Raw genomic sequence first — 23989 nt, forward strand, 5'->3', positions numbered from 1 at the left:
CCTATTAATTACACTACTTTTGTCCACTAACTCTATTTTCAATCACTACCTATCGTAATATTTCATCCCAATTCTGAGTAAATACTAACAACTATGCCTCGTCGTAATTGATCAGTTGACTATTCTTCTATTAATAATTATGCTACAATATACTTCGTCACTTCAACGCGTTGCAGTGACAAAGTTAACATCTTAGAGGAGGCTCCTTATGTTTCGAACAGAAGCAAAAACCATTCCCGTGTTTTGGGAAGCGATTATCATCGTTTTAGCGATTGTCGGCATTATGAGTGCCAGCATAATTAAATTTGATGCACCACCACATATGCCTATTCTTATCATTATCACTTTACTAATTATCTATGGCTTACTAAAGAAAGTTTCATTTCAACATCTTCAACAAGGAATGGTAAATGGTGCACAGTCAGGCATTGCGGCTGTTTTTATTTTCTTTTTCATTGGCATACTGATTAGCAGTTGGATTATCAGTGGCACAATACCAACCTTAATTTACTATGGCTTTTCTATAGTAACACCTAACTTTTTCTTTGCGATTGTCTTTATAATTACATGTATAATTGGTATTACAATTGGCAGTTCATTAACGACTGTTGCTACAGTTGGTGTTGCCTTTATCGGTATGGCGAGTGCGATGGATTTATCGCTCGCATTAACAGCAGGTGCAATTGTATCTGGGGCATTTTTCGGTGATAAAATGTCACCACTTTCTGATACAACAAATTTAGCATCAAGTATCGTTGGTATTGATTTATTTGAGCACATTAAAAATATGGCTTGGACAACTGTTCCAGCGTTTATTATTTCTATCATTGCTTATGCTGCTTTATCGCCAAAGCATGCAACAGCATCTCTTACAAACATTGAAGCTTTTCAAGCAACACTACTTAGCACAAATTTAGTACACTGGTATGCATTATTACCGCTTGTACTACTTGTTATTTTATCTATAAAAAAAGTGCCCGCGTTACTAACATTAGCGATTGGCTCAATATTCGGTATTGCACTAGGTTTTTTACATGACACGCTTTCAATAACAGCTATTTTGGATAGTTTATTTAATGGGTATGTGTCAAATACAACGAATGAGGATGTCAATGCGCTGCTTAATCGCGGCGGCATTGCAAGCATGTTTTTCACTATCACATTAGTGCTACTAGCGCTTAGCATGGGCGGCCTATTATTTACATTAGGCATTATCCAAAGCATTTTTGCTAAAATTGAATCCTCTTTAACGACAGCACGCTCTGTTATTACAGGCACTGCAATTTCAGCCATCAGTGTAAACACATTAATTGGTGAACAATATTTAGCTATTTTACTAACAGGGGAAACTTTCCGAGAGCAGTATAAAAAAGTTGGGCTTGCGCCTAAAAACTTAGCCCGTGCAATCGAAGATTCAGGAACAGTTGTCAACCCTCTTGTTCCTTGGAGCGTCTGCGGTATTTTTATTACAAATATACTTGGTGTCTCTACAATAGACTACTTTCCATTTGCCTTCTTCTGCTTACTTGGCCCTATTTTAACGGTTCTTTTCGCCTGGAGCGGTAAAACATTGTCGAAAATTTAATAAAAGCTATCTAATTCACAATCGAATTAGATAGCTTTTTCTCTATTTATCTTCTAGATATTACAGGAACCCAAAGCTCGCTGTTTGGCACTCTGTCTGGTGCTAATTGATTTTCTATACATGGCAAATCAGCCAGCTCATAGTCAGCTACAGGTAGCCATTCTGTATAAAGGCGCTGCCATGCCTCTGAAATATTTGGAAAGACAGCCCATGTGCTTTTAGGTAGCATGATTTTCTCCATATCTGCTGGTAGTTCTCTTGTATAGCGACAGCCCATCAAATATTCAAAATCTTCATCTGTAATAGCTGCCTGTTTACCTACCACTCCTAAAATGCCTTCCATTTTGCATTGTGGTTGCTCCCATGACATATTAATTAATCGTTGTAGCAAGCCATTTTCTGTTGCCTCCGCCCACAACCTCGGAATGACTTGAAAAGCATCCTTCGTTGTCACCTTTTGCTTAACACCTACAATTTCAATTTCGAAATCTAATTCTTCAATTCTGTAATCCATTTCCACAGCTCCTTTAATTGAAATTTGAAAGGAGAGCCTCGGAATAGCTTTTAATTCAATTCCCTTGTTACGTGCTACTGTTGGATTCACTCCATGAAGGGTCTTGAATGCACGACTGAAAGCATCTGGAGAATCATATCCATATTTTAAGGCAAGGTCCAAAATTCGAACATTCGCATTATTTTGAAGCTCAAATGCCGCAAGTGAAAGACGTCTTCGCCTAATGTATTCTGACATGGTCACCCCCGTCATAGATGAAAACATTCTTGGGAAATGATACTCAGGACAGCAAGCCAGCCTTGCCACCTCTTTAAAATCGATCTCATTCGATAAATTTTGTTCGATATAATCCATTGCTCTATTAATTCTCTCTAGCCAATCCATAAATTCTCCTTTCCATCACTACTATAGTAGGAGATGCGTTTTTCTATCCGACATTTTATGCTCAATAAATGTCGGGTGTTATGTAAGCACTGACCACTGTTAATAACAGTGCAATATCAAGATGCTGCACCTTCAATAATGTCACAAGCGCTAAAAAATCAGACACCTTTGAAGTTTTCTTTAATTGCTCGTCATGATGAATTTCTGCCCAATACACGTTTTCTTTTTTATAGATAAAGATTTTCAGTTTCTGTTCCCCTGATAATTCCACAATTTTCTCCATCACCCCTTTTCACTTAGTACCACTTCACCTGCTCTTCATGGTAGAATCCTTCTGCAAAATCAAGCTGTCGCAAATTATCTTTATGTACCCAAAATACGTCACCTTCATCTGTTTCTTTTAGCAATTCTCCACTAAAATCACATGTTCGATAATTAAAAACAAAATACCGTTCATCTTTTTCCTCATTATACCAATTAATAACACCACAAGGCTCTAAATTAGCAACCGTTAAGCCCGTTTCCTCCTTGACCTCTCTTATCGTTGATTCAACTAAGCTTTCTCCATCCTCTATATGTCCACCTGGAAATGTAATACCTTTCCATGATTTAATTCTATTTTGCACAAGCACTTTGTTATTTTCTTGATCATAAACCATACACATATTCGTTAATATAATCTTTGACATAGCTGAGCGCCACCTTTCTTGTATAAAGATACCATATAATTATAGGCGTGTTGATTAGCCTTTATTTAACAGAGATTAGCATAGTTGATTTTCTTATAAAAATAATTAAATCTTATCCCCATAATTCTAGCTACAAACTTTACAAAAAGGAACGTTTGTTCTGTATTTATATTAATAGAAAATCTGAACTATTTCTTCCATACCTTTCGCACCATTTTACAAGAATTTACTAGAAATTATTATTCATCATTAGAGTGATTTTGTATAATCGAACATAAAGAGGTGAGAATATTGCGAATTTACGCGAAAGTAAAGTCGATTGGAAAACGGAAACCTGTGTTGGAGCTACAGCCCTTTGATATAACATCAGCAGAAACATTACACGAATTAATTACGCAAATTGTAAAGCACAATGTCAAATCCTTTAATACGGAAAAGCCGTTTTCCACCTATTTATTAGAAGAGGATATTGAAGCAGCCTATGAGCAAGGGAAAGTTGGCTTTAATCATAAATACAATGATGCAAAGCAATCTGAACAAGCTGCTATCGCTGAGGCATTATTGGCATTTGAGGACGGTATTTATAAAGTACTTCATGGTGAGAGGGAGTTAACAAAATTAGACGAACCATTACATTTGCAGGCAGATGATATATTCACCTTTATTAAATTAACTATGTTATCGGGACGTCTATATTGATTAGACGGGTATTACAGGTGTTCAAAAAAATATGGCTGCCCTCAAATAAAGAGACAGGAGATAACCGTATGAAACAACAACTAGTTGAATTTCTGCAAGCAATGGAACTACAAGCAAAAAAAGAAGGCTATGAATATCAATATGAGTATGAAGAGAAATTCCAAAATATAATTGCAGAGCATAAGCTCACTACAGTTGATCAATTATTTGATCGTGGACTTTTAGAGGCGTTAACAGAGCTCTATGATAAGGGTTTTGCTGAGGAATTAAAAATTTATTGCAATAAACAAGTATCGCACTCCTTTCAACAAGGAATTTATCGTCGGTCTATACATAGCGATTCCTTAAAGGAGCATTCAAACCGTATTCTGTCACTTATTGCTGCTGGCTCTTTAAATAAAGAAGCCGCTGTAATTGAGATTTTACGTAATTATCAGCCTAGCTATTATCGTGGGATTGTGGACTTTTACGTCAACCAAAAGGATACACCGGTTGCTTCACAAAGCTTTATAGAAGCAAAATTTGCCCATTTATTAACAATAGATGATACAGAAGCTGTGCATTATGTAAACGAGGCAATTTTCGGTGAAAACAATGTTGCGATTTTAACACATCAATTAATTCGTAGTATTGTCAGTAGCAATAATAGGAAAATAATCGCATGGCTCGGACAGCTACTACTTGCTGCACAACGTCAGGAAGGGACTCGACAGGTCATATTAGAAAATGCCGATAGAGGCACACCAGAAACACTTATTTATTTTATGAAGCTAATAAAAGAGAACGATTTATTGCGCTTTTCCTCTGTTCAACGTGCAGTCGAGACATGGGTAGGTTTGCAATATTATGTAGATGACAAAAAGGTGATACAAAAGCTTCTAGATATCGCCTATGACATACTTGCTAACGATGCTGATGTTAAACCACTTATTTATTCAGAGGATGCTATCGCCAACTACGCCGCACTTTGGGCAACTGCAACGCTTAATGTGAACGATATACAGCCTGTTTTACAGCAGCTATTACAAGGCAAGAAGCATCAAATATTAACAGCTCTTTGCTTCGCCCAAACAACAAATCTTGAAGTCTATTTACGTTATCAAATTTTAGATGTCATTATGGAGCAGGATGATTTAGATGTTTTAACACTTGCTATGCAGGATATTTTCCCATATTACACACAATCGAAATATCATTTTTACGATAGAGAGTTAGATTCAAATTATTTTGAGCATTACCCGAAAGCGTTAATCCCACGCCTTGAGCAAATCGCTGAGTTGATGAAAAAACAAGAACATACAGTGCAAGGCAAACCATTCCCATGGGTAAATTATACGTTAACAAAAGAATATATTAGTAACGGCACAATGCTTCTGGCAGTTGCTTGGAACGACCATGATTATGTCATGAAAATATATGATAATCGTAAGGCTTTGACATCAAACCAGCGTGAAAATTTATTAGGCTACTTCGTAGAAAAATTAAAGCTACCTGTTGCTGATGAATTTTTAATCGAATGCTTACAGGAGCGTGGTACCCGTGATTTAGCGCTACAATTCATTACGAAGAAAAAGGAGCCGTTAGCTGCTGCACAAATTGAAGCAGTTGAACAGCTCTTCTACTTAAAATCAGGTGCAACAAAGCAGGCTATTTTAAAGGTACTTGTAGCACAACCATTAGCAATCGACAGTGCCCAGCGTTTAGTGAAAAAGACTAAACAAGACTTACGTTTAGGTGGCTTAGAGCTATTAGTCGAGCTGAAGAAAGTAGGTAGTGTCAGCACGCAGGAAATAGCTACAATTGCTAATAGCATCGCAAAACCTACTGCGAAGGAGCAGGAATTAATCACAGCATTAGTTGAAGACACAAGCCAAAAAACATTAGCTGGTGGCTACGGTATCTTTAATCCAAGCTATTCAAAAGATGCTATACCACCGATTAAAATGACGATTAATAATGCCACACATGTGCTTACGTCATTCGATATTGAAAAGCTAAAGCTGAAATTGCAGCGTTTATCGGATTTATTTGAGGAATACGCAGCCTTTGAATATAAAGCGCGTGCATGGGACGGTCAGCCTTATGAAGCCTTGCTTAGCCGTGAACTTCAACCACTTCACGGTACTGAGGGAGAACATATTAAAAACTATCCTCTCGCAGATGTTTGGCTACAATGGAAAGAAGATGTACAGCTAACCGCTTTAGATTGTCTAGCAGTTACCCTCTTTGTTAAACAAAGCTATTACGGCAAGGAGCCTTGGGATAAAGGATTAACGGATGAAGCAAGGGCAACATTAGCAAAGTGGATTAATTTCGACAATATTAATGACTTCAATTATTGGTTAAATACGCTTGCAAACGGTGGAAAAATACGCGATATTATCGATTTGCTCTATCGTACTGAATATCGCCATGACGAAGCCTTCGACTATGTATATAGCGCACTGGTTGAGCTTTTCCAAAATCTATCGACAATGCCTGAATGGTTTGAACGCGTTAATTTAGAGTCTGATTGGTCAGCATATAGTTACGAAACCTATCCATTGTATCAAGTATTCTTAAGAGCGTGTCAACGCTATATTGATACAGATGAACAATTTACACAGCTATTCTCACTTTGTACAGCAATTACAACATTGCATGAGCAGTATAATCGGGAAACTGAGGAAGGTTCCTTTTACTTACCGATTTTCTATGCAGATGATGAAGTGATTGCACGTGCACATAGTTTAGGACTCGTACCAATCGATGCTTGTTATTTAAAGATGTTCAACCCACTGAATGATCGCTACTATGCAGCAGACATTTTTGATGTAAAGAAGCGTGAAAAATTGATTGCAAGCTATCCATTTTTAGCAGAAGTATATGAAAAAGGCGCAGAACGTATTATTGATATTGAATTAAGTCGTGGTGATATGCGAACAGAAGTGAGCCATTTTGCCAACTATTCTTTAAAGCCAATTGTTGGTGTTACTTATTTTGCACGAATTATGAATGCCTTGAAAGGTTTGACTTTAGTACGCGGCTATGTTTGGTCAAATGACTATACAAAACGTGAAGTGTTTTCTAGTATGTTAGAGCATTGCAAGCCAGCCTCTAGCGATACAGTAGAAGAATTAGCTACAGCATTAGAATCTTACTCTATTACAGAAGAAGAATTATTAAATGCGATGATGTATACACCTGCTTACATTCCACTTGTTAGTGAATATTTAGGTTGGCAAGGACTAGCAAGTGCCGCATGGTATTTCCGCGCACATACAACGAATACGTTGAACGATGAAAGTATGAGCCAAATACAGCTATATACAAGCATTACGGCTAATGAGCTACAAGACGGTGCCTTCGCACATGATTGGCTACTTGAATGCTATAACGAACTTGGCAAAGCCCGCTTCAATATGCTATATGACAGTGCTAAATACGCCTCTGAAGGTGCAACACATCGCCGTGCGCAAATGTTTGCAGATGCCGCATTAGGTCATATAAAGCTTAAGCCTTTAATAGATGAAGTTGCTGATAAGCGCAATAAAGATAAACTACGTTGTATCGGTCTTGTGCCATTAAGTAAAAAAAATCCGCTTAAAGATGCCTATAAACGTTATCAGTTTATACAAACATTTTTAAAGGAAAGCAAGCAATTCGGTGCTCAGCGTCGAGAAAGTGAAGGCTTAGCTTGCCGCATTGCCATTGAAAATTTAGCACGCAATTTAGGCGATGATGTTACACGCTTTGCATGGCGCATGGAAATTTTCGAACTAGATGCAATCAAAAACTATTTCGAGCCAATCGAAGTAGATGATATTACGCTATATTTACAGGCTGACGAAAAAGGCATTGTCGATTTTGTTGTGAAGAAGGCTGACAAGCAATTAAAATCTGTACCTGCTCGCTTGAAAAAGAATAAAATCATTCAAGAAATGACCGATGTCCGCAAGCAATTACGTGAGCAACAAAGTAGATCACGTCGAGCGTTTGAAGAAGCAATGGAAAAAGGAACAACCTTCACTTTTGGTGAAATAAAGGGCTTACTCGAGCACCCTGTTTTAGCACCAATGCTTGCAAAGCTTTATATCGTCAGTGATTCTACAATTGGCTTAATTAAGGATTTAGAGCTAGCAGATGATGCAGAGGCTCGCATTGCACATCCATATGATTTGTATGCATCCCAAAAATGGGCTACTATTCAGCATGAAGTATTTGCCAACGAAATCATTCAGCCATTTAAGCAAATCTTCCGTGAGCTCTATGTGGTCAATGTCGATGAACAAGACAAAAAAGTATCGTCACGCTATGCAGGGCATCAAATTCAACCACAAAAAACATTAGCAATGTTAAAAACACGTGGCTGGACAGCGAGCTATGATGAAGGCTTGCGCAAAATTTATTATGACCAAGATATTATCGTAACAATTTATGCGATGGCGGATTGGTTCTCACCAGCAGATATTGAAGCGCCAACAATTGAATATGTAGCGTTTTATAATCGTCGTACAGGTAAATCTATCTTGCTGCAAGATGTACCACCATTAATTTTCTCTGAGGCAATGCGCGATGTTGATTTAGTCGTAAGCGTTGCACATGTTGGTGGCGTAGACCCAGAGGCAAGCTTCTCAACAATCGAAACACGCGCAGCAATTGTTCGTGAACTAGTACAAATGCTGAAGCTGCCAAAGGTCTCCGTTGAAAAGCAGCATGTTCTTATTGAAGGTTCACTAGCACGCTACAGTGTTCATTTAGGCAGTGGTACTGTGCACAAGGTTGGCGGTGCGATGATGCCAATTTTGGCCATTCAATCCCAGCATCGTGGACGCATCTTCCTACCCTTTGCCGATGAAGACCCACGTACAGCAGAAATCATGTCAAAAATTGTACTGCTGAGTGAGGACAATAAAATTAAAGACCCTTCTATTTTGCAATGGCTTAAATAAAGAAAGAGGGCATTTGAAAAGAGAATACTTTTTCAAATGCTCTTGTTTTTGATTTTTGTTGAGCGAAAACCGCACTTTGATGAGCGAATTTTGCTATCCGTTGAGCGAAAACCACACTTTGATGAGCGAATTTTGCTATCCGTTGAGCGAATCATTGTCTTTGAACAGAAATCATCAAAAGTGATTTCACTTTCTAGATTCATTTATTCATTCAGTAAAGGAATAATATTTATAATAGGTTCTTCATATGGATGAATAGATTTTACCGTTTCTAGTACTTTTTTAATTTTCATCTGGTTACATCGAAATTCCATTTTACACTCCATTCCAAATGAAATCTCCCCTTTTCCTCCATTATAAGGTGTAGCCGTTTCAAGGGGTCTCCAATATCCCTTTGTTACCGTATAAGATACAACATGGTCGTAATGCCCCACAGTTAAAACTCCTAGCTGATTCAGCTCATTTCTTATTGGTTCAATGTATTCTTCTGGCAATAGCACTTCTATCTTTACATATTTCATATTTCATTACCTCTCTACATCATTATGTTAAATATTTTACGCTATTTCCCCAAATAAACAAATTTCCGTAGCACCCATTCCACTGGCCCTATCGAAAAACGCTTGCTATACAAATTCGATAAATACAGTTGTAGCGAATAAAGAACAACTGCAATTAAAAGGCCTAGCGCCACACCTAGCTCACCAAAATAGCCAAGGCCATAACCGTAGAAGATTGTCGTACAAATAATAGACTGCATTAAGTAGTTTGTTAATGAAAGACGTCCAAGGCTTGTGAAAGCTTGGGTATACTTATTTTCCTGTATCAACATAAAAATGATTGTAAAGAGAGCCATATAACCGATTGCTAACATATATGCCCCTACGCCATGCGCTAATTTTGCTACAAAGTTGTCAAAGAATAAAAGGTACTTACATAATAAGCCTATTGGAATAAACAATACTAAACGCTTTAGTAGCACGCCTCTCTCCTCAATATGCTTGAAGAAATCAACCTTCGCCGCAGCCATTCCAAGCAAAACAAATGGTCCTACAGCTAAAAATGATAAAATAACCATCATTACAAAGCCTATCATCATCCCTACGATATAGAAAATCAGTAGTATGTCACCTGTCATACCAATGCGATTTTGAACAACATCTAAATATGAGCCATTTTTTAAAATATCTAATGTTGTCGCCATCTCTGTCGCTACGATTGCCATCAAATCTGTTTTTACGATTGTAAGTGGCAACATACAAAGTGCTAAAATGGCCGCCCATATTAACATAGTTTTCACTTTACGCTGGATAAACAGCATAAAAATGAGGAGACTAGAGCCGTACATTAGTAAAATATCGCCATCCCATACGAACACCATATGTAAAATACCTAATAAAATTAGGCCAATGGCACGTCTCCATAATGGCCCTCTCACCTTTAAATCTCGCTTTTCTAACGAACGGACAAATAAAATAACCCCATAGCCAAATAAAAAGCCAAAAATCGGATAAAATGAACCTTCCACAAAAATTTTCGTGAAATAAAATGCGATTTTATCCACCCACGCTGTTGGCTGAATGGCCTCTAATGTTACATTGGCATATTGAAAGTGCAACATATTGGCAATCAAAATACCCAGCAACGAAAAACCCCTTAATGCATCAATTACTTCAATTCTTTTTTTCATTAAAAACCTCTATTCCTCAAATGATAAATTTATTGGCTCATCTAATATTTCGGCCTCAATTTCCAAATTTATATACAATAAACTAACATTTACTTCTTCATCAAGGATTTTTTCCTCGCTATATAGTGGATGTCCTTGCTAAACACATCATTCACATATATTCCGCAATGGACATACCTACAAAATCCGATGAAAAATAAGTTAAAAAAGTGATAGATTTATCAAAAGTAAACGAATATAACAGCGAACAGATTTTTCGCGAAAAAAATGTTTTATGGAATCGAGGTGCTTTATGGACGACAAAATTATAGCCTTTATTAAGCAACGGCAAGAGCAAGGTATTTCTTTATTACTTGGGCAATACGGCGGCTTGATGAAATCGATTATTCGTAAATATATTGCTGGGAGGCCTCAAGAAATTGAGGAATGTATGGCGGATGCCATCATTGCGATTTGGTATCATATCGATGACTTTGATGCTTCGAAAAATTCATTGAAAAACTGGGTTGCTGCCATTACAAAATTTAAAGCCATTGATGTATTACGCAAGCTTGAGCGCCACCAACAAACAACCGAGCTCCCCGAGCAACTTCCAACTACGACAAAAGAGGTCTTTGATTGGGAAAGCCTATTAACAGAGCTCCCACTTCAAGAACGGCAAATTTTTCAGCAATATTATTTCGAAGGCAAGGCAACAAAGGAAATTGCTGCACAGCATGACGCAAAGGAATCGTGGGTACACAATAAGCTATCACGCAGTCGCAAAAAATTAAAAACATTATTTATTCGGGATGAGGTGTAAGGATGAGCATTTATCAGCAATTAAACGAGGTGAAAATTGATTTGATGGAATTTGAGCAGCAGCCGCTTTCAAGCTTAGAAAAAAAACGCATTCAGAAAAAGGTAGTGAAAAAATTAAAGCTGAAAAAAAGAGGCAATCCTTTTGGCATCGGTGCAGCTACAGCCGTTCTAGCAATCGGACTACTTGCAGCAAACCATGAAACGATTGCCAATATGCCGTTTGTTGCAGGTTTATTAGAGGGTTGGAACAATAATAGAGAGAATGAGAATTGGACACAATACAAAAATATTATCGCTACAACAAGTACAACGGAGATGGGTGATTTAACATTAAATGAAGTCATTATTAACTATGACCGAATTCTAGTTAGCGCAACATTGCAAAAATCAGCAGAGACTAAGTTTTCATATCGACACCATCTCCACCCTACTTTGTATATTGATGGGCAAATTGTTGAAAAGGCTGATGCAAGTTCACAATCCATCGAACAAAATAGCGAAATGTTTATGATTTATAATGAATTTAAATTGCAAAAGCCTATTGAGGATGAAAATATTTCTATACAACTTGTTTACGAGACGTTATCAACACCTGCTAATAAAGAGTCTGCACCTTTTGGTGAAAAACTAGAACAGCCTTGGACATTCGACTTCACAGCATCACAGTTAGCTGTCCAACAAGAAACGGTTGTACTCAATGTGAATCAAAGCATTTCCTTAGCAAATGGCGATAGTTTAATGATTGAGCGCATTGTGACAACACCCATTTCAACAACTGTTTATTATCACGGTGCAGACGCAAACATTGTGCTCTATGATGAAAATGGGCAAAGCTATTATTGGCAATCAGGCTATCGTGATGATGATGGAAAAGGGTATCAGCATTTTGCAAGCGCCTCTTTTGTCAATCGTGATTTATATTTACAAGTGCTTTCAGATGAAGAGCCTGTTAGTGAAAAAATAAAAATACCCATTGTGCAATAAAGATAATTTCAAACAGATTTAGACAATCAACTTCGTCTAAATCTGTTTTTTTAAATATATTTCCTTATTTCTGTTATCTCGAATTCCAATAAATTCTTTAATTATGTCGATTTTTTAGAGCTATTGTAAAGACATTGTAAATATTTATTTAACTAATTGTAAAGTATATGTACATATAGTTAATGCCAATCAATAATAGGGATAGAAAATTTAGACTAAGTTCATATAAAGTAGAGGTGTAATAGATTGACTATTAATATACAGGAAATGATTTTCCAATTCCTTGGAGGGTTAGGTTTATTTCTATTTGCTATCAAGTTTATGGGGGACGGCTTGCAAAAAGCAGCAGGTGACCGTCTGCGTGATATTTTAGATAAGTTTACAACAAATCCATTAATGGGTGTACTTGTTGGTATTGTAGTAACAGTTCTTATCCAATCTAGCTCTGGTACTACCGTTATTACAGTCGGACTAGTGAGCGCTGGCCTCATGAAACTACGTCAAGCAATTGGTGTTATTATGGGAGCTAATATCGGGACTACCGTAACAGCATTTATTATCGGTATTGACGTAGGTGCCTACGCCTATCCAATTATGGCATTAGGCGCAATTTGCTTATTTTTCTTTAAGAAAAGCATCATTCAAAATATCGGACAGATTCTTTTTGGTTTTGCAGGCTTATTTATCGGCTTAGAATTAATGAGTGGTGGCATGAAGCCGCTTCGAGACTGGCAACCATTTTTAGATTTAACCGTACAAATGTCAGATATACCCATTTTAGGTGTGATAGTTGGAACAATTTTCACATTAATCGTGCAATCTTCCTCAGCGACAGTTGGTATTTTACAAGGATTATATGCAGAAGGGCTAATACCTTTACAAGGTGCTTTACCTGTTTTGTTTGGTGACAATATTGGAACAACGATTACTGCTATTTTAGCTGCTCTAGGAGCTTCTGTAGCTGCAAGACGTGCTGCTGCTACACATGTACTATTTAATGTTGTAGGTACAATTATATTTATGCTCATACTAGGACTCTTCACAAATTATGTCGAATGGATTTCTGGTGTTCTAAATTTAGATCCAAAAATGCAAATCGCTTTTGCACATGGAACTTTTAACATAGTGAACACCATTATCCAACTACCATTTATTGGTGTTTGGGCATATATTGTAACAAAATTAATTCCAGGGGAAGATTCAACAATTGAGCATTCACCAAAATTTTTGGATAAAAATTTAATTAGTAAATCGCCATCTGTCGCACTTGGTCAAGCTAAAATGGAAGTTGTGCGTATGGGGGAATACAGCATTCAAGGACTTGAGGAAACTTTAAACATTTTAAAAACAGCTGATACAAAAGCTATAGGTAAAGTCAGTCAATTGGAAGAAGCTATCAATAACTTAGATCGCAAATCAACGGAGTATTTAGTAGAGCTTTCAAAGCAATCGCTATCTGGTCATGACTCCCAAGTACATCATGCTTTATTTGAAAATATTCGCGATATTGAGCGCATTGGTGACCATGTAGAAAACATTATCGAATTGCTACAATACAAAGAGAGCAATCGAGTAAAATTAAGTGAGCAGGCCTTAAAAGAATTGGAAGAAATGTTTATTCTCACATTGAACACTGTTAAAATGTCTATCGAGTGCTTAGATCAACGTGATATTGCCTTAGCACAGCAAGTCATTGAAAATGAAAACGAAATTGACAATATGGAACGCCGTTTACGCAAAATGCATATTAAGCGATTAAATGAAGGAACTTGTTCAGGCTCAGCTGGTATCGTCTTTGCAGATATCGTAAGCAACCTTGAAAGAATCGGCGACCATGCATCTAACATTGCCGAAACAATTATTTCTTAATATTGAAGAGGTTGTCTAAAAATGTAGGCTGTACGCCGCTTTTTCAGATAACCTTTTGTATTTTACTTCGCTACTATCAATACAAAAACTGTCTAGAAAACAGATTCATCTGCTTCTAGACAGCCCTCTATCATTGTATATACAAACCGGCAATTTCTTCCTTATCATTATAGCTTATTGTATAAATTCGTTCATCTTTGCTATACTCTGCCACAAGAACAACGATAAAAACTCCATCTTTTTCTTGGATTGAGCTCTTTTTAATTTGCACAAAATTGCCTGATGCCTCAATGACTGGTGTTATTTCCGCTAGTTGCTCCGCTGTTACGCTCGCTTTCATCTTTGCATCAAATTGCTGTGTGATTTCTTCAAACTCGCCTTTATTAACGAATTGAATGATTTCCTCCGCCTTACTTTCGTATTGCTGCGCGATTTCCTCCTCTACTTTATTGCCACAGCCTGCTAATAAAATCCCTAAACATAAGCTACTAATAAGTGTGATGTAAAACCTTTTCATCTTTCTTCCTCCTCCAAAATAAATATGTAATTAAAATAACAATGGCTGAGAGTACAACTAAACATACCTCTGTCATAAGTGGTGTCGTGTGCATGGCAACGAAGCCTGTTGCAAAATTCACAGTAGCGTGCAATAAAATAGCATAGCTACAATAGATAAATTTTCCTTGCCTTACCGCTATCAATACAAATATAGATAAACAGACATGGATGCCCATTGCACAAAGACGTTCTATACCACTCATATACAGTTGGAATGGCTGCATGATGTAAAAATAATTCACCACTACAGGGATACCAACTATAGTGACTGCTTCAACCCCACCATGACCTAACCCAAATAAAATACCATTACGAAGCGTATAAGTTTTAAGGAAAAATCGCATTGCCAGCCAGCGTGCTGTTTCCTCGAAAATTCCTGCTGACAAAGCTAATAAAAATAAAATCAGCATCGGCTTTGTCGCACTCCAAAATTGATAAGTACTGCTTTCTTTCGCTATAAAATTAATTAGTGGAATACGAATTAAAAGCTGTGAGCATGAAAACGCGACTACTCCTAAAATAAATGGTATGACGCTTTTTTTATATAAGGCATAGAGAAAAAACAACAGAGGCAAAATGATAACGCTTATTATAAAAAAGAGCTTTCCCACAACAAAGTCACCTCCTTCACGACTTTATTGTAACGAAAGCTCTATGAAATAAAATGCATGTTTCTCAAACGGTCATTCTTTCATCTTAAACGGTTATTTTTTCACAATTAATTCCTGACTAAACATGCCCGTATCCACTGAGGTAAGCAATGTCGTATTCGGATATTGCTTGACGATGCGCTGTACAGAAAACAAGCCATAGCCTCGCTGATTTCCTTTTGTTGAATAATTTTTCGTGTAAAGCTGTTCCACTTCGATTTCCTCGGAATCTACGCTATTTCTAACGATAAAATATTGTGCATCCTTTACCTCAAACAATGCAATTTGCATCGTCTTGGCAGTCGATTTCACCGCTTCCTCTATAGCATTATCAAGCAAAACACTAATAACGCGAATAAATGGTCCTATAGACATCGCAACTTGCTTGATATTTTGCGGAATATCTAAATGCACCGTTATTTGCTGGCGCTGTGCTGTTAAAGTTTTCACACTTAATATGCTTTTTAATTCTGGTTGTTGGATGTGTGCTAGCTTTGTTAACTCTAGCTGTTGATGATTCATCATCACAGCTGTTGGCGCTATCGTATATTCATAAATTTGTTTGATTTGCTGTAAATCATTCGCATGAATCGATGCTTCAAGTGACAATAATAAATTGCTATAATCATGTCGAAATGTCGCAAGTTCATCATGCATAAATTCCAACTTCTCGACATATTCCATCAGCTGTTGATGTTGGGATTGCTCATATTTATCGATTAGACGCTCTTTCGACACATAGATGCTAACTGTGGTAATAAGTAATAAAATAATCATCATTAAAAGAATCACCACATATAACTGTCGCCCATAGCGCACATTAATTTCAGCTAAAACTTGAATCGTAGGATAGTTAATAATTAACAATAAAATCAAGCTAATAATTAAAAAAATAAAGGAAGGAATATACAGCTTACTATGAATTAAATAGTCTCCTGCAGATGCAATCCAATTTCTCATTAAAAATAAAACGATTAGCATACCTAAAGCTACATAAAAGCCTATTGCTAGGTTTGTCCAAATATAATAATTAAATGGGCTATCCATATACAGGTCTAAAGAAATAGTAAACAAACCATTCCTTACACCCGTATAAAGCACAATGCTTATCAATGCAAAATAAATCGTATGTGCCAACGTATGCTTTTTGTACATAGTACCTAGCAACACTAAAAAGGCTAACAAAACAACAATGTTTAATTCCATCATACCGAATAATGGAATTATAATGTTTAAGAGCAAGCATAATAAAACACTCAAAAACACAGTAAAGCTCATCGGTGCTTTCGTATTGCCTGCAAACAAATTAAACAAATAAATATGGCCGATTCCTATGCAAATAAATGTGGCTAATTGATAAAACAGCACTATCACCACTCCCTTTTATCACGCTGCCCAATCAATTCTTTAATGGGCTTTAATAGCCGCCTCGATACAGGGATTTTCTTTCCACTCAGCAAAAGTAATTCTCCATTTTTCGAATCGAGTTCCTGTACTTGCTGCACATTCACCAAATAGGATTTATGGCAACGAATTAGTCTCGCGTCATATTGCTCGATTTCCTTTAATGTGCCGTAAAACTGAATAAGTCGATTTGTTGTCATCAGCTTTAATCGGTGCGGCTCATCTGTCATTACATATTCAATTTCTTGAAATGGCACTTTGATTGTTGTATGTGCATTTTCAATCAATAAATAATCCTCCTGCTGTGTCATCCCATTTTTCACAACATAATGCTGTAAACAGCTTTCAACCCTCTGTTTCCGCGCGGTTGAAGGAGCATTTTTATCGATAAATGTTAATGCTGACACCATATATTGATAGGAAATGGGGGCTAATTCTGAATGTGTCGTCACAAAAACAATAATCCCCTGCTGGTCCACCTTACGAATTTCCTGCGCCACATCAAGCCCTTTGCGTTCTTCCTGTTTAATTTCGATATCTAAAAAATAAATCGGTGTATATGTACAATGCGCAATTTTCTCTAAAATCTCCTCATACTTGCTTGTTGCTTCAATAAAATCATACGGAATGCGCTGCTCCAAGCAAATTTGCTCAATTAATTTTTTCAAATTTTGAGCTTGGATTACATGGTCTTCAAGAATAAAAATACTCAAAATAGGACACCACACTTTTCATTCTTCTAAAAGTAACTACTTACTTTTGAAATAATACGCATGCATCATAAGCGCAATAATATATGCTGGTCGCTCCTCTTGAATATCGAATACATGAACATTGCTAATTAAATGATTGCGCTTCATTGTTCCTATAATACCTTGATTATTTTGCACTGTAATAGCTGACGAAATGGTTGCTGCGGAACTAGTGAATTTCTCATTTTCAACTATAAATTCTATTACCTCTTTTAATTGGGCACTATTCTTTATATTTATTGATGTACATGCCTCACCAATTGCTACACCGTTTTTATATATCGTCCAATGCTCCTGTATTAACGAGCGGTTTTTCGCATGCCAGCGTACTAAATAATTATCTTCATCTATTTGAATATCAAACGCCAAATACCAGTTTACTCCTAAAATATCAGCCACAACCCTCTGCCACTTCTTTTCAAAATAACGCTTTATATAGCCGCGCTTTACATCTCCTTTAAACAACGGCTTCTTAGATAAAATGGTTGTTTGTCGCTCATACAGTGACCAGCCTTCAATATTATTTGGTTGATAGCTTTGCTCCTTATGTACAAGTCGTTTACTCAAAAGCAAAATAAACATCGCTGCAATCAATAGCAGAAAAGTTGATGCATATGCCGTGACACTAAATAATCCATACACCAAAAACCTTGCGATAATCGCAAGCTGAATTAACATAAAAAGTAAAACTAGATGATACATATTTTTTCACCTCTATTTATTTACGTACATTTCGATAAGAGGTTTCACACATCAGTCCATCCAATAAAAAATCGCATCCCATATCAGATACTCCCTTGGCTCTCTAAAAATAGTGGCGATATTCGCTTTAAAAGGGAGTGGCTTCTCCACATCTTCCTTACGCAAAATGCTATAATTATACTTCATAAAAAGGCGCTGCAAGCTTTCGTATAGCTCAGTTAAATGTGTTGGAATGAGCAAACTTTGCGGGTTAATTAAAGAATTCACCCCCCCACTTTGCCACTCTCCTTCAAAATAGTCATCCCGTTTCTCGCCTTTACCAATTAATACAACAGGTGCAAGCATACTAATTTGTACAACAAGCCCTATTTTCTCCGCCTCCACTAAGCCCCCCGCTCGCTCTAGACGTGTTACGGCACTCTTTTCATAAACAAACCATTGCATGTAGGAGGCATACCCGCTCCCAAAATGTAATAGCTCTTGATCACACTCTATACGCTTAGACCTCTCTAACTCTGCTTTTATTCTTTTTAAATAACTAAAAATTTGCTGCTCATCCCCTGCATTATAAGGGAAAACTTCACCAATCATCTCACCTTGAATCAGCTGTTTTAATTGTTCATTTGTAAACATTTTTAGCCCCCTTATTCTCTCTATCATACCAAACGATAATTTCCGTTCCAGAAATATCGAGTGGGATTAGATATTATTCGCTATGATAAATGTACAAAGGAGGAAAACGCATGCTACAGAAATTTAATCAGTTAATGGATTATATCGAGACTCATTTAACAGAAAATATTTCAGGGGAAACCATTTCTCAAATCGTTGGGCTGTCTGACTATCATTTTAGAAGAATGTTTTCTTATATGGCAGGTATGTCATTGACAGAGTATATCAAAAACAGAAGATTGTCCTGTGCCAATGCTGAACTCGTCAACGGTGCAAAAGTGACAGACATTGCTTTTAAATATGGCTATCAATCCGTCGATGGATTCTCAAGGGCGTTTCGCGAGTGGAGTGGCTTTTTACCCTCCGAAGTTGCGAAAAATAAAATCCAAAAAACCTTTCCAAAGTTTTCATTTTTTATTGATATTAAAGGAGGCATTTCAATGGAATTTAAAATAGAGCAGAAGGCAAAATTCAATTTAGTTGGGGTAACGAAAAGAGTACCCATCCAATTCGAAGGCGAAAACAATGCCATTATTGAATTAGCTCAAACAATTACAGAGCAGCAAAGAACAGAAATGCATGAACTAAGTGATTTATATCCGCATCAAGTATTAAATGCATCTTATCATTTTGATGAAGGACACTTGGAGGGAAAGGGGAATCTAACGCATATGATTGGCTTTGCTACTACGAAGGAAAATCCATATGATGACTTAGAACAAATTACACTTGAAGCAAATACATGGGCTATTTTTCCGAATCGCGGACCATTTCCCGCTACACTGCAGCAAACCTATGCCAATATTTATGCACAGTGGCTCCCTTCATCGAATTATGAGTTGTTAAACGAGCCAATGATTTCTTTCACCCGCTATGATGACCCAGCTGATAATGTTTATAGTGAGGTTTGGGTTGCGGTAAAAGAAAAATAATCAGTACTAACGCTATACATTTGATTTTAGAGGTAATCAAAATGATTTATGGATATAAGTAATTGCGTTGCATAAACTTCTCTCATTAATATTTTGTTAAAAGAGAGAATAGAGGAGGCCTAAAATAGACGTGTTAGAAAAGGTCATACTTTTCTAACACGTCCCTATTTTTTAGTTTCGTTGAGTGAATTTGCTTGTTCTTCGTGCGAATTTCAATGTTTAACGTGCGAAAATGGGCTTCTTGCGGGCGAATTCATCTATCTTACGATCGAATCATTACTTTTGAACTAAAGAATTTGAATAGGTGAATCTTTTTCCCTTGTAAATGCGTATTATGATATAAGGACATTTCATGCAAAAGGAGGTAACATGTGAGCCTTTTAATTTCTTTAATTATCTTTTTAGCTATATTATTCGTTTTCGGTGGCATTTTAAAAATATCATTTACTATTTTAAAATATATCGCATTCATCGTTATATTCATTTATGTTATAAGATTTGTTCTGGCACTGCTCTAAATTCAAAAGGTGAGGAATGTAGCTATTGTACATTCCCCACCTTTTTAAAATTCATACTGGCTCTTACCGTTTTGGTAGCATCAAAACTCCCACCTTTAAACCCACGTAACACATTATTCCTACTATTGTAAATACCTTTTCACAATCCAATTTGTATTATCCTCAAATTAGAAGCGCTCCTGCACCTTGTACAAAATATAATATAGAAAGTGACACTTTTTTCAGCAACAATTCCCTATTCCTTTATCCAATAAGACGAACCGTCCGCACTACGACTCATAAATCCATACTCAATCAAATAGCGTCTTAAAGTAACAAAATCTGCATGCACCGTTTTTAAAATGGTATTCACTTCTTTTTCTGTATAAGCTTTTCCTGCTGTAAATCGTTGCAAAATATGTTGTAAAATAATCAACTTTCTCTTTTCTTTGCTAGGAATTGTCTCAATCCCACCGTCTAAGCCTTGTTTAAAATAGGTTTGTAGCACTTTTTCACGTTCTTTTTCCTCAATACTATAACGCTCGTCCACCTGTGTAGCCCCCCTATGAATTTTGTAATGATTCGGTTCTGACAGTAGCTGCATTAGGGCTAGGAAGACTTTAGCTTGCCTTTCCTTTTCACGCAACTTAAAACGATGCTGTCGCACTGTTGAAATATTGTTAACACTACTATCTACAGCAATTTCTTTATCTGATAGTCCCTCATAAAACAGCTTTAACATTTCCTGCTGCACCTCTGATAAGCCACTTGTTTTCTTATCCATTTGCAAAAGTGCATGAAAAGCGGAGCCATGCTCTTGCTGAAGATGTACCTGTATCATGCCTTCTGCTGTTAAAAATTTGTTCTGAAACGGATAAACTTCATGTATCGCAAATGCTTGATCACAATGAAGGCATTGATATTGTACATCCGTTAATTGATAGCCGTTCATTAACTCCTCAATCGATATACTTTGAAAATCCATAAATACCACCTCAACAAATATATTATATAAAGTTTATTATTTTGTAAACAAATTATATTTTCGTTTATAAAACACATTTAAACACAGCAAAACTTTTAGGATTATGTATATGAATATAAAAAAGCAGCATGTTAGAAACCGCTCTACATGCTGCTTTAAATTATGCTGTTATTTTACTAATTTTTTATCCCTCTCCAAAAGACAGACCAAGTAATCGCTAACCTGCTCTCATATTCGTCATATGAGTAATTCATCAGATTGTATAGCATCCCATCCAAAATCGTCATAAAGCATGTGGCAACAGCCTCACTATCAATAAGATTTTCTTCTTTATTACCTGTCAAAATGGAGAAAATAAGTGCTCTAATCTCATTTTCCACTTTTTTATTTTTAAGTGTAATAAGCTCTTTGAATTTTTCAGGTGGATAAATACCATACCTTTTAAGAAAAAGGCCTTTATCATTCATATAATAGTATTTATTCAATTCCTGCAAAATATGGTGCAACTTTTGCTCCGTCGGAAATTTCTCAATAATAAGCGCTTGCTTGTCAATGAATCGTAAATAATCTTCTATTACATAGTTTACAATTTCCTCAAAAAGGTTCTGTTTACTTTCAAAATAGGCATAAATGGATGGTGTTTTAATATTTACACTGACAGCTATATCTTTAAGTGCTGTTTCCTCATAACCCTGTGAGGAAAACAATCTTAAACTTTGTTCGATTATATTTTTTTTAGTTTCTTCACCTTTCTTCAATTAACCTGTCACCTCTTTATGTTTAAATTAAGATATTAACTTCAAACTCACTATACTAAAAATGATTCCTCCTACTAACGCTAACTTCTTCCAATTTTTAGGCTCATTAAATAAAAACATACCTAATAAAACACTTCCTGCTGCGCCGATTCCTGTCCAAATTCCATAGCCAATACTAATAGGTATTTCTATTAATGATACTGAAAGAAAGAAGAAACTTAAACCCATACATATAATAAAAAAGATTGTTGGTCTTAATCTGGTAAAGCCCTCTGTTAATTTTAGATTAATAACGCCACCTACTTCAAGCAACCCAGCTAACACCAAAAATACCCAATACATATTACACAGCCTCCTTTGTATTTTTCTTGTCCTTAGGTTCATCAGAAACCAATTTTAGCCCTATAATACAGCTAATTAGAAAAGTCACTAACACAACTTTAGGTAAACTAACTGGATCTCCTAAAAACACCATACCTACTAATGCCGTACCGAATGCTCCCAACCCTGTAAAAACTGCATAAGCTGTTGACACTGGTAGCATTTTTAACGTTTTTGCAAAACACCAAAAGCTAAGCACTAATAATACAATTGTGGGAATCACAATCTCTATTTTTGTAAGTCCTTCTGAATAACCTAACCCTAACGCCCAACCTACTTCAAAAATTCCCCCAAGAATTAAATAAAACCATGCCATAATAATCTCTCCTTCTAAATTTAACTAACATACGTTAGATTTTTTGTTTAAAAAAATATTTTTGTCGGTACTACTTTAAGATAATCGGTAGCATCTTTAACCTCCACAAAATAATTTAACTAACATACGTTAGATTTTAATACAGAGTATTTTAATATGCAAGCGTAAAATACAATTTTTTTGCAGTTACCTGTCTATCGTGATTTGATTATTGATGCTATTACGGAAAAATAAATTTGAAACCTTCAATAAAAAAATCCGTATACTATTATAAATTCAATTAATAGAAAAATATGGAGGTATAAATGGAGAAAACATCCCTTTACGCTTATATTAAATTGACTGGAAACGATGATTTTCCAATTACTACAGTCACTGAGCGGTTAAATGTACAGCCTACTAAGACGTGGAAAGTAGGTGACGCTATTCGCCCAAATCATCCTCATAAATGGGCATACACTTGTTGGAAATATGAGACAAAACAAATAGAAACACTCGACTCAGAAGATGTGTTACGTCCTCTTTTAAATACGTTTCAGTCAAAGGTTGAGATTATTAATAATTTAAAAACCGAGCTCCATTTAGATGTTCAATTAGAACTGGTTATTATCATGGAGGAGGGGTGTACACCCGGCTTAGTTATTTATCCTGAATTTAGTGCTTTCGCTGCTGCTATTAATGCCTTTTTAGACATTGATATGTATATAAATCCCTTTACTGAACAAAATGAATAGCATATGCTTACTAGATGGAAAATGGGCGATGACAACATAATAATCATTATTCGCCTATACTATTGTCAATAGTATTTGTGCTACAAAACATCGGAGTATCAAGAAAAATCAACAGGCTTTTATTTGAAAAACAGCTTTATTCAGCACCGTTATCTAACACACAAGCCATTTAAAAATAAAAATTTATTGTTGACAAGATTTGAATTTCGCGATAAATTGGAAACTAATTTCTAAAGAAAAGGCAATGAAAAGGATATGAGTCATTTTTGAGAAGGTCATGAGAGAGGGAAATCACCGGCTGAAAGTTTCCCGATTGGACAAAATGATTTACTCCCTTAGAGCCGCGCTAGGAAACTAGTGACGTTTACAGGCGTTATCTGTATCAATGAGCTACTGATGTGCAAACATGAGTAGAAATTTGGGTGGAACCACGGGTATACAGCATATATTCGTCCCTTTCGAGGGGCGGATATATGCTTTTTTGTTTACCAAAATACAAAAA

23 protein-coding genes are annotated in these 23989 nt (G+C 36.3%); 8 read left to right on the forward strand and 15 right to left on the reverse strand.

Annotated features, from left to right (window positions below; all coding sequences use genetic code 11):
* Positions 1-208 precede the first annotated feature (208 nt).
* The gene (gene nhaC / locus C9J34_RS12960) at positions 209-1585 is read left to right on the forward strand and encodes a Na+/H+ antiporter NhaC (RefSeq protein ID WP_107840427.1); all 1377 of its coding nucleotides are present in this window, start codon (positions 209-211) and stop codon (positions 1583-1585) included.
* Positions 1586-1631: 46 nt separating this feature from the next.
* Here nhaC and C9J34_RS12965 read toward each other — a convergent pair whose 3' ends face one another.
* The 3 genes from C9J34_RS12965 to C9J34_RS12975 form a co-directional block, all read right to left on the reverse strand.
* Positions 1632-2483 (reverse strand): AraC family transcriptional regulator, encoded by an 852-nt coding sequence (locus tag C9J34_RS12965; protein WP_107840430.1) that lies wholly within the window; start codon positions 2481-2483, stop codon positions 1632-1634.
* Positions 2484-2544: 61 nt separating this feature from the next.
* Complete coding sequence (locus C9J34_RS12970; protein ID WP_107840432.1) at positions 2545-2766, reverse strand: hypothetical protein; 222 nt, start codon at positions 2764-2766, stop codon at positions 2545-2547.
* Between the two features lie 13 nt (positions 2767-2779).
* Positions 2780-3172 carry an 8-oxo-dGTP diphosphatase gene (locus C9J34_RS12975; protein WP_107840436.1) on the reverse strand — a complete coding sequence of 131 codons (393 nt, stop codon included), beginning with the start codon at positions 3170-3172 and terminating at the stop codon, positions 2780-2782.
* Between the two features lie 291 nt (positions 3173-3463).
* Between C9J34_RS12975 and C9J34_RS12980 the strand changes: the two genes are divergently transcribed.
* Together C9J34_RS12980 and C9J34_RS12985 are read left to right on the forward strand one after the other, a co-directional pair.
* The gene (locus C9J34_RS12980; protein ID WP_107840438.1) at positions 3464-3871 is read left to right on the forward strand and encodes a hypothetical protein; all 408 of its coding nucleotides are present in this window, start codon (positions 3464-3466) and stop codon (positions 3869-3871) included.
* Between the two features lie 68 nt (positions 3872-3939).
* Complete coding sequence (locus C9J34_RS12985; protein WP_107840440.1) at positions 3940-8802, forward strand: DUF4132 domain-containing protein; 4863 nt, start codon at positions 3940-3942, stop codon at positions 8800-8802.
* A 203-nt stretch (positions 8803-9005) separates the two neighbouring features.
* Here C9J34_RS12985 and C9J34_RS12990 read toward each other — a convergent pair whose 3' ends face one another.
* Positions 9006-9323 (reverse strand): YqfO family protein, encoded by a 318-nt coding sequence (locus C9J34_RS12990; protein WP_107840442.1) that lies wholly within the window; start codon positions 9321-9323, stop codon positions 9006-9008.
* Positions 9324-9364: 41 nt separating this feature from the next.
* The gene (locus C9J34_RS12995; RefSeq protein ID WP_107840444.1) at positions 9365-10492 is read right to left on the reverse strand and encodes a DUF418 domain-containing protein; all 1128 of its coding nucleotides are present in this window, start codon (positions 10490-10492) and stop codon (positions 9365-9367) included.
* 292 nt (positions 10493-10784) lie between these two features.
* On the opposite strand from C9J34_RS12995, the gene C9J34_RS13000 reads away from it, so the two are divergent.
* From C9J34_RS13000 to C9J34_RS13010, 3 genes are all read left to right on the forward strand, one after another.
* Positions 10785-11294: an RNA polymerase sigma factor gene (locus C9J34_RS13000; RefSeq protein ID WP_193768997.1), complete on the forward strand. Its 510-nt coding sequence runs from the start codon at positions 10785-10787 to the stop codon at positions 11292-11294.
* A gap of 2 nt (positions 11295-11296) precedes the next feature.
* The gene (locus C9J34_RS13005; protein ID WP_107840448.1) at positions 11297-12277 is read left to right on the forward strand and encodes a hypothetical protein; all 981 of its coding nucleotides are present in this window, start codon (positions 11297-11299) and stop codon (positions 12275-12277) included.
* A 267-nt stretch (positions 12278-12544) separates the two neighbouring features.
* The gene (locus C9J34_RS13010) at positions 12545-14146 is read left to right on the forward strand and encodes a Na/Pi cotransporter family protein (RefSeq protein ID WP_193768998.1); all 1602 of its coding nucleotides are present in this window, start codon (positions 12545-12547) and stop codon (positions 14144-14146) included.
* Positions 14147-14276: 130 nt separating this feature from the next.
* On the opposite strand, the gene C9J34_RS13015 is transcribed toward C9J34_RS13010, so the two are convergent.
* The 6 genes from C9J34_RS13015 to C9J34_RS13040 all read right to left on the reverse strand — a co-directional run bounded on the left by C9J34_RS13015 (position 14277) and on the right by C9J34_RS13040 (position 18845).
* A complete protein-coding gene (locus tag C9J34_RS13015; RefSeq protein WP_107840452.1) occupies positions 14277-14663 on the reverse strand; it encodes a DUF3887 domain-containing protein in 387 nt (128 codons plus the stop codon).
* A complete protein-coding gene (locus C9J34_RS13020) occupies positions 14635-15315 on the reverse strand; it encodes a YhfC family glutamic-type intramembrane protease (RefSeq protein ID WP_107840454.1) in 681 nt (226 codons plus the stop codon). Before C9J34_RS13020 ends, C9J34_RS13015 begins: the two co-directional genes overlap by 29 nt.
* 93 nt (positions 15316-15408) lie before the next feature.
* The gene (locus C9J34_RS13025; protein WP_107840456.1) at positions 15409-16722 is read right to left on the reverse strand and encodes a sensor histidine kinase; all 1314 of its coding nucleotides are present in this window, start codon (positions 16720-16722) and stop codon (positions 15409-15411) included.
* A gap of 2 nt (positions 16723-16724) precedes the next feature.
* Positions 16725-17471: a LytR/AlgR family response regulator transcription factor gene (locus tag C9J34_RS13030; protein ID WP_107840458.1), complete on the reverse strand. Its 747-nt coding sequence runs from the start codon at positions 17469-17471 to the stop codon at positions 16725-16727.
* Between the two features lie 36 nt (positions 17472-17507).
* The gene (locus tag C9J34_RS13035; protein ID WP_107840460.1) at positions 17508-18212 is read right to left on the reverse strand and encodes a tubby C-terminal domain-like protein; all 705 of its coding nucleotides are present in this window, start codon (positions 18210-18212) and stop codon (positions 17508-17510) included.
* Between the two features lie 51 nt (positions 18213-18263).
* Entirely contained in the window at positions 18264-18845 is a 582-nt protein-coding gene (locus tag C9J34_RS13040) for a hypothetical protein (protein WP_107840462.1), read from the reverse strand.
* 110 nt (positions 18846-18955) lie between these two features.
* On the opposite strand from C9J34_RS13040, the gene C9J34_RS13045 reads away from it, so the two are divergent.
* Positions 18956-19816, forward strand: coding sequence for an AraC family transcriptional regulator (locus C9J34_RS13045; RefSeq protein ID WP_107840464.1), 861 nt, complete (start codon positions 18956-18958; stop codon positions 19814-19816).
* A gap of 753 nt (positions 19817-20569) precedes the next feature.
* Here C9J34_RS13045 and C9J34_RS13050 read toward each other — a convergent pair.
* The 4 genes from C9J34_RS13050 to C9J34_RS13065 all read right to left on the reverse strand — a co-directional run bounded on the left by C9J34_RS13050 (position 20570) and on the right by C9J34_RS13065 (position 22753).
* A complete protein-coding gene (locus tag C9J34_RS13050; RefSeq protein WP_107840466.1) occupies positions 20570-21298 on the reverse strand; it encodes a DUF2087 domain-containing protein in 729 nt (242 codons plus the stop codon).
* A 176-nt stretch (positions 21299-21474) separates the two neighbouring features.
* On the reverse strand, positions 21475-22056 hold the full coding sequence (locus tag C9J34_RS13055; protein WP_107840468.1) for a TetR/AcrR family transcriptional regulator: 582 nt from the start codon (positions 22054-22056) through the stop codon (positions 21475-21477).
* 27 nt (positions 22057-22083) lie between these two features.
* The gene (locus C9J34_RS13060) at positions 22084-22398 is read right to left on the reverse strand and encodes a DMT family transporter (protein ID WP_107840470.1); all 315 of its coding nucleotides are present in this window, start codon (positions 22396-22398) and stop codon (positions 22084-22086) included.
* A gap of 1 nt (position 22399) precedes the next feature.
* Entirely contained in the window at positions 22400-22753 is a 354-nt protein-coding gene (locus C9J34_RS13065; RefSeq protein WP_107840472.1) for a DMT family transporter, read from the reverse strand.
* 305 nt (positions 22754-23058) lie between these two features.
* On the opposite strand from C9J34_RS13065, the gene C9J34_RS13070 reads away from it, so the two are divergent.
* The gene (locus C9J34_RS13070; RefSeq protein ID WP_107840474.1) at positions 23059-23487 is read left to right on the forward strand and encodes a DUF4279 domain-containing protein; all 429 of its coding nucleotides are present in this window, start codon (positions 23059-23061) and stop codon (positions 23485-23487) included.
* The last annotated feature ends 502 nt before the right edge of the window (positions 23488-23989 follow it).

Origin of the sequence: Metasolibacillus meyeri (genome assembly GCF_003049505.1) — a bacterium.
In the GTDB taxonomy this organism is placed as follows: domain Bacteria; phylum Bacillota; class Bacilli; order Bacillales_A; family Planococcaceae; genus Metasolibacillus; species Metasolibacillus meyeri.